Consider the following 11,131-nt stretch of genomic DNA (forward strand, 5'->3'; position numbering starts at 1 on the left):
CTTCGCGGCAGCACGCCGCATTTCCGCGCTTTGTGCAGGCCCAGCGCCTGCCGTCTCCGAATTGTCTGGTTTCATGGATCTGCCCAAACTCACGCCCGGTCACCGTTTTTCCCTGCCCACGCCCGTGGGCAGCGCCGATGCCTTGCTGCTGGCCAGGCTGGCACAGCGTGAGAAAGGCCAGGGCCGCATCACCGCCATCGTCACCGCCGACGCCAGCGATGCCCAGCGCCTGATCGATGAAATGGCGTTCTTCGCGCCCCAGCTGCGCACGGCGCTGTTCCCGGACTGGGAGACCCTGCCCTACGACACCTTCTCGCCGCACCAGGACCTGATCAGCGAGCGACTGGCCACGCTGTGGCGCATCCGCCAGCGCGACCACGCCCACGGTGCGGACGTGGTGCTGGTGCCCGCCACCACGGCGCTGTACCGCCTGGCGCCGCCGTCCTTCCTGGCCGGCTACACCTTCGAGTTCCAGCAGGGCCAGAAGCTGGACGAGGCCAAGCTCAAGGCCCAGCTGACGCTGGCGGGCTACCAGCATGTCTCGCAGGTGGTCAGCCATGGCGAATACGCCGTGCGCGGCGGCCTGATCGACCTGTTCCCCATGGGCTCGGACGTGCCCTACCGCGTGGACCTGTTCGACGACGAGATCGACTCCATCCGCACCTTCGACCCCGACAGCCAGCGCAGCCTGGACACCGTGCCCGCCGTGCGCCTGCTGCCCGGGCGCGAGTTCCCTATGGACGAGGACGCGCGCGCCAAGTTCCGCAACCGCTGGCGCGAGCTGCTGGAGGGCGACCCCACGCGCAGCCGCATCTACAAGGACATGGGTGCCGGCGTGGCCACGGCCGGCATCGAGTACTACCTGCCGCTGTTCTTCGACGCCACGGCCACGGTGTTCGACTACCTGGGCGACGACGCCACCCTGGTGCTGCATGGCGAGCTGGAGCCCGCCTTCCAGCGCTTCTGGCAGGACACCAAGGAGCGCTTCCGCCTGGTGCAGGGCGACCCCGAGCGCCCCGCCCTGCCGCCCGAGACCCTGTTTCTGAACGCAGAGCAGTTCTACCAGAGCGCCAAGCCCTACCCGCAACTGGCCCTGCGCCCCGGCGTGGACGATGTGGCGGACAGCGCCTTCTTCCAGAAGCTGCCCGACCTGTCCGTGGTGCGCGGCGCCGAAGACCCGCTGCAGCGCCTGCAGGCCCACCTGCGCAGCGCCCAGCGCCGCGTGCTGGTGCTGGCCGAAAGCGACGGCCGGCGCGAAAGCCTGCTGGACTTCCTGCGCTCCTCGCAGCTGAACCCACCAGCCTTTGACTCGCTGTACGAATTCCAGAGCACGGCCCACGAACGCCTGGGGATTGCCACCTCCAACCTGATGCGCGGCTTTGCCTGGATCGAGGCCGGCATCGACTTTGTCACTGAGACCGAGCTGTTCGCCACCACCGGCACCACGCGCCGGCGCAAGAAGCAGGAGCAGGTCAGCGACGTGGACGCGCTGATCAAGGACCTGTCCGAGCTGAAGGTCGGCGACCCGGTGGTGCACAGCCAGCACGGCATCGGCCGCTACCACGGCCTGGTCAACATGGACGTGGGCCAGAAGAACGCCGATGGCACGCCGGCGCTGCAGGAGTTCCTGCATCTGGAATATGCCAAGGATGCGGTGCTGTACGTGCCCGTCAGCCAGCTGCACCACATCAGCCGCTACACCGGCGTCACGCCCGAATCGGCGCCGCTGCACAGCCTGGGCAGCGGCCAGTGGGAAAAGGCCAAGCGCAAGGCGGCCGAGCAGGTGCGCGATGCGGCCGCCGAGCTGCTGAACATCTATGCCCGGCGCGCGGCGCGCCAGGGCCATGCCTTCCGCCTGAGCACACAAGACTACGAGCAGTTCGCCCAGGACTTCGGCTTTGAGGAAACCGCCGACCAGAAGGCCGCCATCCACGCCGTGATCCACGACATGGTCAGCCCCCAGCCCATGGACCGCCTGGTCTGCGGCGACGTGGGCTTCGGCAAGACCGAGGTCGCCCTGCGCGCAGCCTTTGTGGCCGCCATGGGTGGCAAGCAGGTGGCCTTCCTGGCGCCCACCACGCTGCTGGCCGAGCAGCACTACCAGACGCTGGTGGACCGTTTCTCGAAATGGCCGGTGCGCGTGGCCGAGGTCTCGCGCTTTCGCACCACCAAGGAGGTCAACGCGGCGCTGCAGGGCCTGGGCGAGGGTTCGGTGGACATCGTGGTCGGCACGCACAAGCTGCTGTCCAGTTCGGTCAAGTTCAAGGACCTGGGCCTGCTCATCATCGACGAGGAACACCGCTTTGGCGTGCGCCACAAGGAGGCCATGAAGGCCCTGCGTGCCGAGGTGGACGTGCTGACGCTGACCGCCACCCCCATCCCGCGCACCATGGGCATGGCGCTGGAGGGGCTGCGGGATTTATCGGTGATCGCGACCGCGCCGCAACGGCGCCTAGCCATCAAAACCTTTGTGCGCAGCGAAAGCCAGGGCGTGATCCGCGAAGCCGTGCTGCGCGAGCTCAAGCGCGGTGGCCAGTGCTACTTCCTGCACAACGAGGTGGAGACCATCGAAAACCGCCGCCAGGCGCTGGAGGAAATCCTGCCCGAGGCGCGCATCGCCGTGGCCCACGGCCAGATGCCCGAGCGCGAGCTGGAAAAGGTGATGCGCGACTTCGTGGCGCAGCGCTTCAACATCCTGCTGTGCTCCACCATCATCGAGACCGGCATCGACGTGCCCAGCGCCAACACCATCGTCATCAGCCGTGCCGACAAGTTCGGTCTGGCGCAGCTGCACCAGCTGCGCGGCCGCGTGGGCCGCAGCCACCACCAGGCCTATGCCTACCTGATGGTGCCGGACATTGAAGGCCTGACCAAGCAGGCCCAGCAGCGCCTGGACGCCATCCAGCAGATGGAGGAACTGGGCAGCGGCTTCTACCTGGCCATGCACGACCTGGAAATCCGCGGCGCCGGCGAGGTGCTGGGCGAGAACCAGAGCGGCAACATGATGGAGATCGGCTTCCAGCTCTACAACGAGATGCTGGCCGAGGCCGTGCGCAGCCTCAAGGCCGGCAAGGAGCCCGACCTGCTGTCGCCCATGGCGGCCACGACCGAGATCAACCTGCACGCCCCGGCCCTGCTGCCCAACGACTACTGCGGCGATGTGCACCTGCGCCTGTCGTTCTACAAGAAGCTGGCAACGGCCAAGAGCACGGACCAGATCGACAACCTGCTGGAAGAGATCGTCGACCGCTTCGGCAAGCTGCCGCCACAGGCGCAGACGCTGATTGATACCCACCGCCTGCGCGTGCTGTCCGAGCCCTATGGCGTGATCAAGGTGGATGCGGCCCCCGGGGTGATACACATCACCTTCAAGCCCAACCCGCCGGTGGAGCCGCTGCAGATCATCCACCTGATCCAGAAGAACAAGCACATCAAGCTGGCCGGCAACGACAAGCTGCGCATCGAGCGCGACCTGCCCGACCCCAAGGCCCGCGCCCAGATGGTGCGCGATGTGCTGCGCAGCCTGGGCACGCCGACCAAGGCCTGAGCCCCAGGCACGCCTCCTCCACCAGGTCAGATACTGCTGCCGGTATCTGGCCTTTTTTATCGCCGGGCGTCGCTCACTCCGGTCCGAAGCAGTCCGTTGAGGGGATCAAGGAACCAGGGAATAGCGATGGCGAAGGGCCGAGGGGGCATGGCTGATGCCGCCCACCGCCCCCCTACTTGATGCCCGCGCGCATGAAGCTTTGCACGAACTGGCGCTGGAACAGGATGAAGGCCACCAGCAGCGGGGCCGAGGTCATCAGGGTGGCGGCGGTGATGGTGGACCAGTCCACGCCCTGCTCCACGCTGGAGAACACCTGCAGCCCGACGGTCAGCGGGCGCGACTCCACGCTGTTGGTGATGATCAGCGGCCACAGGAAGTTGTTCCAGTGGAAGCTCACCGACACCAGGGCGAACGCGGTGTACACCGGCTTGGCCAGTGGCACATAGACGCGCCACAGGATCTGCAGGGTGCTGGCCCCCTCCACGCGCGCGGCCTCGTCCAGCTCCTTGGGAATGCCCAGGAAGGTCTGGCGCAGCAGAAAGATGGCGAAGGCCGAGGCAAAGTACGGCAGGCCAATGGCCAGCAGCGTGTCCACCAGACCCAGGCGGGCCATGGTCTGGTAGTTCTCGACCAGCAGGATGTCCGGCATGATCATCAGCTGCACCAGCACCAGCGCGAAGGCAATCTTCTTGCCTCGGAACTCATAGCGCGCAAAGGCAAATGCCGCCAGGGTGGACAGCACCAGCTGCGCCGCCAGAATCATCAGCACCAGTAGCGTGGTGTTCAGGAAATAACGCGCAAACGGCGCGGCCTCCCAGGCGTTGCGGAAGTTCTGCAGCGTCCACGGTGCCGCCAGATCGAAACGGGTGGCGTAGGCGCTGGGGTGGAAAGCCGTCCACACGGCATAGGCCAGCGGCAGGATCCAGCACAGGGCCAGCAGCCAGGCAGCCAGTGTGTCGAACCAGGTGTGGCGGTAGATCACCGCCGGGGCGGGAGGGCGGCTCATTGGTAGTGCACCTTCTTGTCGAGCACGAAAAACTGGAACAGCGCCACGCCGGCCAGCACCACCACCAGCACCACGGTGATGGCCGCGGCATAGGCCGTGTCCCAGAACTTGAAGCCCACCTCGTACAGGTGGTACAGCAGCAGGCTGGTGGCGTTGTCCGGCCCGCCGCGCGTCAGGATGAAGATGTGGTCCACCAGGCGGAAGGCATTGATCACCGCATTCACCAGCACGAACAGCGTGGTCGGCATCAGCAGCGGCCACTGCACGCGGCGAAAGAAGTACCAGCGCGAGGCGCCTTCGATGGCGGCCGCCTCCTTCAGGCTGGGGTTCAGCGTCTGCAGCGCGGCCAGGTAGAAGATCATGAAGAAGCCGGCCTCCTTCCACACCGCCACCAGGGTCACGGCACCCAGCGCCGTCGACGGGCTGCCCAGCCAGTTGTGCGAGGGTAGGCCCAGCGCACCCGTCACCTGCTCTAGCAGGCCGTACTGCGGTGTGTAGAAGAACAGCCAGATGTTGGCCACGGCAATCATGGGCAGCACCGTGGGGGTGAAATAGGCCATGCGCAGCCAGGTGCGGCCGGCCATGCGTTCGTTGACCCACAGCGCCATCAGCAGGGCCAGGCCGATGGAGGTGGGGATGGTGGCCGCCGCAAACCACAGGTTGTTGCGCACCGCCTGCCAGAACACGGGGTCGTCCACCATGACGGCGTAGTTCTCGGCGCCCACCCAGACCGCGGGGCGGGTGCCGCGCGGGGTGGAGAAGAAGCTGTCGATCAGGGTGGCCACGGCAGGCCAGTGGGTGAAGGTCACCAGCAGCACCATCGCCGGCAACAGCAGCAGCCAGGCATGGATGGCCGGGCTGCCAACCCGGCGGGGCAATGAAGCAAAAGACATGGCCATCGAACGGAATTTCTCTCTCAAAACCGGCCGCATTGCCCGCACGCCAGCGCGGGGCGTGCGGCAGGAACGGCGACCACAGCAGCCAAGGGCCACCCGCCACGGCAGCGCTGCGCGGTCGCTGCACGGGCATCCCTATCGGTCACAAAAACATAGCTGACTGCGCTCATGGGGTATGGCCTGGAAGGCGATAAGACTTAGAGATAAGACCCAGATACCGGCGTGAGGGTCACCCGGACCACCACGCCGGAGCTGCGGCCAGCAGGCTGGTTGTGCCTGCGCGCCGCAGCGTTCCGGGGCTTACTGGTAGCTGCGCAGGATGCGATCGGCCTCGCGCTGTGCGTCCTTCAGCGCCTGGGCCGAGGTCTTGGTGCCATTCAACGCCGCCTGGACCGCGTCGTTCAGCAGCTTGGTCACGCGCTGGTTCTCGTGCGTGGAGAACTCCGCCACCGACACCGGCAGCTGGTCGCGCGCCACCAGGGCGGGCGGGAAGTCCTGGCCGTACTGCTTGAGCGCGGGCGTGTCGTAGGCGGCGGGCGACACGGCGACATAGCCGCTGTCCATGCTCCACTGCGCGGCGCGCTCGGGCTGGGTCACCCACTTGGCGAACTCGAACGCCGCCTGCTGCTGCTCCTTGGGCGCCTTCTTGAAGATGTAGAAGTTGCCGCCCCCGGTGGGAGAGCCCTTGCGCACATTCCCGGCAATCTGCGCCACGCCGAAGTCGAACTTGGCGTTGGCCTTCAGGTTGGTCAGGTTGCCGGTGGTGGTGACGATGATGGCGGCCTTCTTTTCCATGAAGTCCTTGGGCGTCGTGCCCCACTCCACCACGCCTTTGGGATGCACGCCGTCCTTAGTCAGGTTGACCCAGAAATCCAGCGCCTCGATCACCTTGGGATGGTCGAACGTGACCTTGGTGCCGGCCTCGTTGGCCAGCAGCACGCCATTCGGCGTGGTCAGCGTCTGCAGCATCCAGTAGGCAAAACCGGTCGAGGGGATCTGGATGCCGTACTGGGTGACGTTGCCGTTGGCGTCCTTCTTGGTCAGCTTCTGCGCGGCGTCGCGCAGCTCCTTCCAGTTCTGCGGGGCCTTGTTCGGGTCCAGACCGGCTTCCTTGAAGGCTTCCTTGTTGTAGTACATGACCACGGTGGAGCGCTGGAACGGAATGCCCCAGGTCTTGCCGCCTGTCTGGCTGTTGGCCATGAACGCGGGGTAGAAGCCTTTGAGCCAGGCCTTGTCGGCATCGGTCTTCACAAAGTCGTCGATGGGGGCGATGGCGTCTTCATCGATCAGCGTGAACATGTCGGTGGACAGCAGCACCGAGGTGGCCGGCGCCTTGCCCGACTTGTTGGCCGTCAGCGCCTTGACGATGGTTTCCTGGTAGGTGCCCGCGTAGATGGGCGTGACCTTGTACTGTGGGTGGGCCTTGTTGAAGTCGGTCGCGTAACCGTCGATGACCTTGGTGATGGGACCGCCCACGGCCACGGGGTAGTAGAACGGCACCTCCAGCGGATTGGCCTGGGCCAGGGCCGTCGACAGCCCCCACATGGCGGCGCTGGTGGCGACGATGGTTTTCAAAAAGGTCTTGCGTTGCATGCATGTACTCCTAGTAGGCCGCCGATCGCGGACTGGGAACTGCCCGACGAGGACGTAGACAAAAAAACTGCAGGGCCGTCAGGCCAGGCGCTGGCCGGCGGCGTCGAAAAAATGCACGGCCTGCGGCGGCCAGGCCAGCGGCAGTGCCTGCCCGGCCTGCACCGCCTGCTGGCCCGGGGCCCGCACCGTGATCTGCTCGCTGCCCACCTGGCAGCGCAGCACCACATCGGCGCCCAGGTATTCCAGCCCCACCACCTGGGCGGGCACGCGGGCTTCGCCCGACAGCGCCACAGCCTCGGGGCGCAGCCCCAGCCAGGCGGCACCGGCGGGTGCGGGCAGGCGCACGCTGCTGCCGGCGATCGCGCCGTCCTGCAGCTGCACCAAGTTCATCGCGGGCGTGCCGATGAAGCGCGCGGCAAAGGTGGTGGCCGGCTGGGCGTACAGGGCGCGCGGCGTGGCGCATTGCTCCACACGGCCCTGGTGCAGCAGCACCACCTGGTCGGCCATGCTCATGGCCTCGGCCTGGTCGTGCGTCACATACACCACCGTCAGGCCCAGGCGCTGCTGCAGTTCGCGCAGCTCGGCACGCATTTCCTGGCGCAGCTGGGCATCGAGGTTGGACAGGGGTTCATCCATCAGGCAGACATGGGCCTGGGCCACCAGGGCACGGCCCAGGGCCACGCGCTGCTGCTGGCCGCCCGAGAGCTGGCCCGGCTTGCGGTCCAGCAGGTGCGACAGGCCCAGCAAGCCGGCCGCATCGTGCAGGCGCCGGGCGGCCTCGGCCTTAGGCACCTTGCGCACCGACAGGCCAAAGCCGATGTTCTCGGCCACCGACAGGTGGGGAAACAGCGCGTAGTTCTGGAACACCATGGCGATGCCGCGCTCGGCCGGGGGCAGGTCGGTCACATCCTGGCCGCCGATGCGCACACGCCCAGCGCTGGCCTGCTCCAGACCGGCAATGATGCGCAAGGTGGTCGATTTGCCGCAGCCCGAAGGGCCCAGCAACACACAGAACGCGCCCGAGGGAATCGACAGATCAATGGCTTGCAAAGCCGTGGTGCTGCCCCACGACTTGGCAACACCTTCCAGTTGAATGGTGGACATCGCGCCAATGTAGGCAGGCGGCGTGACAGCGTCATGACGGACTTTCCCTAGGCCACCCGCGCCCTGCCGCCAGGCCGGGACCGGGACGGGACCGCGTGGCTGGCAAGCAGGCCGACCTCCATCGCCCCCGCTGCGATGCCGGGGCTTGATCTAGCACAAGCCCCACCTGCCCCGGCGGTGGACCCGCGGCGCCAGCGCCACCGCACAATCGCCGGATGCTGGACATCGCCCTCCTTCTCACCGCCCTGGTCGCGGCCCTGGCCCTGCGCCCCTGGCAGTTGCTGCGCAACCGCAAGGCCCTGGTCACGCAGGACCATGGCGACAGCGCCCCGCTGTGGACGCCGCTGCTGGCCACCTTGGTGGTGCTGCCGTGGCTGTGGGCCCTGCCCACGCTGCACCACATGCCGCTGCAGCTGCAGTGGTCGGGGGCCTGCCTGGTGATGCTGACCCTGGGCTGGCCGCTGGCCGTGCCGGCGCTGTGCCTGGTGGGGGCCATCGCCTACCTGCTCTCGCCCAGCCTGGAGGCCATCGAGGCCCTGCGCCTGACGGTGTGGCACGGCATCGTCCCGGCCACGCTGGCCATGCTGTGGGGGGTGCTGCTGCGCCGCTGGCTGGGCACCAAGGTATTTGTCTACATCTTCGGCCGCGGCTTTGTCGGCACGGTGCTGAGCCTGTTTGCCGCCGGCCTGCTGTCCGCGGCCCTGGGCCACCAGTTGCCAGGCGTGCAGGAGGACCTGTCGCAGATTGCACACTGGCTGATGGCCTGGGGCGATGCCGTGGTCACCGGCATGCTGTGCGCCGTGTTCGTGGCCTACAAGCCCGAATGGCTGGCCACCTGGTCGGACGATTTGTATTTACACGGCAAAAAGCCTTGAAACGCTGACTGCGCTTGCGCTGACAGCTCTAATTTTTGAAAAACACGCCCTTGCAGACGGGGCGCGTGGCCACCGCACCGCGACCGGGCACTGAATTTGCGTGGTCCGGGGGACTGCGACACCTCAGCCCTTCGGCTGGCGCAGCCCACCCAGGACACGCACCATGCTTTTGCGCCCCCACCTTCTGGCCTGCACCCTCGCCGCCCTGTGCGTCGGCACCAGCGCCACGGCGGCCGACACCTACCCCAGCAAACCCGTCAAGGTGATGGTGGCGCTGCCCGCCGGGGGCAGCGCCGACATGCTGGCCCGCGTGATCAGCCAGGAGCTGGGCACCAAACTGGGGCAATCGTTTGTGGTGGAGAACAAGGCCGGCGGGTCGGGCCAGATCGGCATGCCCCAGGTGGCGCGCGCCACACCCGATGGCTACACGCTGACGGTCTCGCCCGCCTCGTTCCTGACCACCAACAAGAGCATCTTCAAGCAGCTGGCCTATGACCCGCAGGCCGACTTCCAACCCATCGCCCGGCTGGTCAACCAGCCCATGGTGCTGGTGGTCAAGGACAAGGCCCGCTTTCCCAGCGTCGCGGCCGTCGTCACCCAGGCGCGTGCCGCGCCGGGCCTGCTGACCTATGCATCATCCGGCGACGGCAGCCCGCAGCACCTGGGGGCGCTGATGTTCAGCACTCGCACGCAGTCCGAGATGCTGCACGTACCCTACAAAGGCGGCGCCAACGCCATCAACGACACGCTGGCCGGCAATGTCGACATGCTGTTCGCCGTGCTGCCCGAGGCCCTGCCCCACATCCAGTCCGGCAAGCTGCAGGCCCTGGGCGTGATGAGCCCACAGCGCTCGCCCCTGCTACCCCAGGTGCCAACCATGGCCGAAAGCGGTTTTGCCGACCTGCAGCTGTCCGCCTGGGTGGGCCTGCTGGCCCCGGCCAAGACCCCACCCGCCGTGGTGGCCCAGCTGAACCAGGCCGTGCGCAGCGTGCTGCAAGGCCCGGCCCGGGACAAGCTGCTGGCCAGCGGCATGGAGCCCGCACCGTCCAGCCCCGAGGAACTGCAGGCCACGATCGCCAGCGACCTGAAGCTGCACGCCGAACTGGTCAAGGCCGCCGGCCTGCAGCCGCAATAAGCGCAACTCCCAGCGCCCTGCAGGGGCGGACACCGCCACCGGGCAGGTGACCTGCCCGGTCGCACGGGCCACGGATAAGCCCCGTTCGCCCCTGCCGCGCCGCACAGCCGCGATAATCCGCACCAGCCCCCAGCACCTGCCGTGCTGGGCCTGATCCTGCAACCTCTGCCCGCGCCCATGCCCGCCGCTACCGAATTCGCCCCCGGCCTGACCATCCAGCACATCACCGCCCCGCAAAAGCTCAGCGACTACAAGCTGATCGCGTTCGACATGGACTCGACGCTGATCACCATCGAATGCGTGGACGAAATCGCCGACGCCACGGGCAAGAAGGCTGAAGTGGCAGCCATCACCGAGGCCACCATGCGCGGCGAGATCACCGATTTCAAGGACAGCCTGCGCCAGCGCGTGGGCAAGCTGGTGGGCGTGACCGAGGCTGACATGGCCCGCGTGCTGACCGAGCGTCTGCGCCTGACGCCCGGTGCCGACATCTTGGTGCGCGCCGCCCAAGCCGCTGGCCTGAAGGTGCTGCTGGTCTCCGGCGGCTTCACCTACTTTGCCGAACATGTGCGCGGCCTGCTGGGCATCGACTTCGTGCGCGCCAACGTCCTGGAGATCCGCGACGGCGTGCTGACCGGCGGCCTGGTCGAACAGCCCTGGGGTGACATCTGCGACGGTGCCGAAAAGCGCCGCACCCTGCTGGAAGTGGCCTGCCTGCTGGGCATCACGCCCGCGCAGTGCATCGCCGTGGGCGATGGCAGCAACGACATCCCCATGATGCAGGCCGCCGGCCTGTCCGTGGCTTACCACGCCAAGCCCCGCGTGCGCGCCGAGGCCAAGGTCTGCATCAACGAAGGCGGCCTGGACCGCCTGCTGGAAGTGCTGCACTAAGGCAGCCCGCCACGCCCGGAGCGCCGCCGCCCGAACACCAGGGCCGCGCCGGGTGTGTGCCGCCGGGTGTGTGCCGCCGGGGGC

At 67.4% G+C, this 11,131-nt stretch carries 8 protein-coding genes; 4 read left to right on the forward strand and 4 right to left on the reverse strand.

Translation table 11 applies throughout. The features are described 5' to 3' along the window. The first annotated feature begins 73 nt into the window (after positions 1 to 73). Entirely contained in the window at positions 74 to 3,547 is a 3,474-nt protein-coding gene (gene mfd, locus SJH88_RS09970; protein ID WP_274754370.1) for a transcription-repair coupling factor, read from the forward strand. 172 nt (positions 3,548 to 3,719) lie between these two features. Here mfd and SJH88_RS09975 read toward each other — a convergent pair whose 3' ends face one another. From SJH88_RS09975 to SJH88_RS09990, 4 genes are all read right to left on the reverse strand, one after another. After that, a complete protein-coding gene (locus tag SJH88_RS09975) occupies positions 3,720 to 4,553 on the reverse strand; it encodes a carbohydrate ABC transporter permease (protein WP_274754371.1) in 834 nt (277 codons plus the stop codon). Continuing rightward, positions 4,550 to 5,452, reverse strand: a complete 903-nt coding sequence (locus SJH88_RS09980) for a carbohydrate ABC transporter permease (RefSeq protein WP_274754372.1) — start codon at positions 5,450 to 5,452, stop codon at positions 4,550 to 4,552. Before SJH88_RS09980 ends, SJH88_RS09975 begins: the two co-directional genes overlap by 4 nt. Positions 5,453 to 5,749: 297 nt before the next feature. After that, positions 5,750 to 7,042, reverse strand: coding sequence for an ABC transporter substrate-binding protein (locus SJH88_RS09985; RefSeq protein ID WP_274754373.1), 1,293 nt, complete (start codon positions 7,040 to 7,042; stop codon positions 5,750 to 5,752). A 78-nt stretch (positions 7,043 to 7,120) separates the two neighbouring features. Then, a complete protein-coding gene (locus SJH88_RS09990; protein ID WP_274754374.1) occupies positions 7,121 to 8,146 on the reverse strand; it encodes an ABC transporter ATP-binding protein in 1,026 nt (341 codons plus the stop codon). Between the two features lie 215 nt (positions 8,147 to 8,361). On the opposite strand from SJH88_RS09990, the gene SJH88_RS09995 reads away from it, so the two are divergent. From SJH88_RS09995 to serB, 3 genes are all read left to right on the forward strand, one after another. Beyond that, positions 8,362 to 9,021, forward strand: a complete 660-nt coding sequence (locus SJH88_RS09995) for a hypothetical protein (protein ID WP_260675232.1) — start codon at positions 8,362 to 8,364, stop codon at positions 9,019 to 9,021. A 163-nt stretch (positions 9,022 to 9,184) separates the two neighbouring features. Then, the gene (locus SJH88_RS10000; protein WP_274754375.1) at positions 9,185 to 10,156 is read left to right on the forward strand and encodes a Bug family tripartite tricarboxylate transporter substrate binding protein; all 972 of its coding nucleotides are present in this window, start codon (positions 9,185 to 9,187) and stop codon (positions 10,154 to 10,156) included. A 177-nt stretch (positions 10,157 to 10,333) separates the two neighbouring features. Beyond that, the gene (gene serB / locus SJH88_RS10005) at positions 10,334 to 11,047 is read left to right on the forward strand and encodes a phosphoserine phosphatase SerB (RefSeq protein WP_274754377.1); all 714 of its coding nucleotides are present in this window, start codon (positions 10,334 to 10,336) and stop codon (positions 11,045 to 11,047) included. Positions 11,048 to 11,131: the final 84 nt, after the last annotated feature.

This window comes from Comamonas sp. GCA5 (assembly GCF_036541385.1).
Classification (GTDB): Bacteria; Pseudomonadota; Gammaproteobacteria; order Burkholderiales; family Burkholderiaceae_C; genus Comamonas; species Comamonas aquatica.

Coding starts and splice junctions, on each gene's coding strand:
- SJH88_RS09980 (WP_274754372.1), bottom strand. CDS start 5,452: ATGGCCATGTCTTTTGCTTCATTGCCCCGCCGGGTTGGCAGCCCGGCC.
- SJH88_RS09975 (WP_274754371.1), bottom strand. CDS start 4,553: ATGAGCCGCCCTCCCGCCCCGGCGGTGATCTACCGCCACACCTGGTTC.
- SJH88_RS09995 (WP_260675232.1), top strand. CDS start 8,362: ATGCTGGACATCGCCCTCCTTCTCACCGCCCTGGTCGCGGCCCTGGCC.
- mfd (WP_274754370.1), top strand. CDS start 74: ATGGATCTGCCCAAACTCACGCCCGGTCACCGTTTTTCCCTGCCCACG.
- SJH88_RS09985 (WP_274754373.1), bottom strand. CDS start 7,042: ATGCAACGCAAGACCTTTTTGAAAACCATCGTCGCCACCAGCGCCGCC.
- SJH88_RS10000 (WP_274754375.1), top strand. CDS start 9,185: ATGCTTTTGCGCCCCCACCTTCTGGCCTGCACCCTCGCCGCCCTGTGC.
- serB (WP_274754377.1), top strand. CDS start 10,334: ATGCCCGCCGCTACCGAATTCGCCCCCGGCCTGACCATCCAGCACATC.
- SJH88_RS09990 (WP_274754374.1), bottom strand. CDS start 8,146: ATGTCCACCATTCAACTGGAAGGTGTTGCCAAGTCGTGGGGCAGCACC.